This window comes from Campylobacter concisus (assembly GCF_902460595.1).
In the GTDB taxonomy this organism is placed as follows: domain Bacteria; phylum Campylobacterota; class Campylobacteria; order Campylobacterales; family Campylobacteraceae; genus Campylobacter_A; species Campylobacter_A concisus_BL.
Window position 1 is genome coordinate 1 of the sequence record NZ_CABPVA010000030.1, and the last position, 1,587, is coordinate 1,587.

Sequence of the window (1,587 nt, forward strand, 5' to 3'; positions counted from 1 at the left end):
TATTCAGTCAAAATTTTATAGTTTTTGCCATCTGGCTCAAAACTATAAATTTGCTTAAATTTACCATTTACAGCTTTTATAAAAGCCTCTATCGTATCTCCAGTATAACCACCACAATCAACAAAAACTTCTTCATTACTAAATTTAACTACATCATCGAAGTATTGCTTTTTAAGATCATCTTTTACATCTAAAAGATAGTGATAGTCTTCAGTGAGTTTAAATTTTAATGCAGCTTTATAAACTTCTTTTGACTTTTTGTCACTAAGTAGATTATAAAGTGTAACGATACGTGAAATTTCTGGAGTGGTAAATACATGATTTAGCTCATTAAGGTCGTATTCTTTAAAGTCATTTAGTGCTTTTTTATTCATAGCACTATCGGATATTAGGCTTTTGCCAAGACTTCTCATGCTGTAGTAGTGCTTAACCCCCCCCCTATCATAAAGGATGTGTGGTATATGAGCAAATACTTCGCTATTTATAAAAATAACTGTATTTTCTGGATCTTTATAAAATTCTTCCTTTGATAACAACCTTGCTTTATCTTTGTATTTGTTATATCTTTGCAAATCTATGTAGTTATAGTCTTTACAATTTGCAAAAATCCCATCGCCACTTTCTCTCTCTGCTACCCAATCATATACACCATATATATCTACATCGTATGTTAGCTTTAAAAATTTAGGAAGCACTTTTAAGTAGTAACCAGTGCCAAGAACGATGAGCTTTTTATTTTTACAAAGCTCTTTAAAGTGCTCTGCTTTTTGTTTCTCAAAAGTGCTCTCAAATTTCCCATTTTGAGTATCAAAAAGAGCATCAACGATCTGCTTAAAATCAGCATCTAAGATATTCATATTTTATCCTTAATCAAACATTTGGTATAGCATAAACTACGGTTTCTGCCTGATAACATTCATAGTGTCTTATATATAGTTTATATTCTGGAACCCATTGTTTTAAAAGTAGAGGTATGTTCCATAAGTCATCAAATTTATGATATATGCTTATAGCTAGCTTTGGTTTATGCTTTATGATACTTTTCATTGTCCCTAGTAACGCATATGTTTCAAACGTTTCTATATCCATTTTTATATAAGTAGGTGGGATTTTTACTATATCGTCTATGGCACATACTTCCACTTTTCTGTCAGTAGCTTGATTGGTGCATGCTATAGCCATCTCTTTTCCTTGTAGATAAAAAGCACTGCTCTTATAATATACTCCAGCATCTATGGCTTTTATCTTATCTTTTTGTTCAAGTGTATTTATGTATTCAGTCAAAATTTTATAGTTTTTGCCATCTGGCTCAAAACTATAAATTTGCTTAAATTTACCATTTACAGCCTTTATAAAAGCCTCTATCGTATCTCCAGTATAGCCACCACAATCAACAAAAACTTCTTCATCACTAAATTTAACTACCTCATCGAAGTATTGTTTTTTAAGATCATCTTTTATATCTATTAAATAAGAGTAATATTCAGTGAGCTTAAATTTTAATGCAGCCTTATAAACTTCTTTTGATTTTTTATCACTAAGTAGATTATAAAGTGTAACGATACGTGAAATTTCTGGAGTGGTAAA

General features: G+C 30.6%; 1 protein-coding gene and 1 pseudogene. Both read right to left on the reverse strand.

Going from position 1 to position 1,587, the window contains the following annotated elements; genetic code table 11:
• Nucleotides 1–857, reverse strand: a pseudogene (locus F3G86_RS10125) (hypothetical protein); the annotation flags it as partial.
• 13 nt (nucleotides 858–870) lie between these two features.
• The coding region (locus F3G86_RS10130; RefSeq protein ID WP_149723776.1) for an FkbM family methyltransferase at nucleotides 871–1,587 on the reverse strand (717 nt) is incomplete at its 5' end.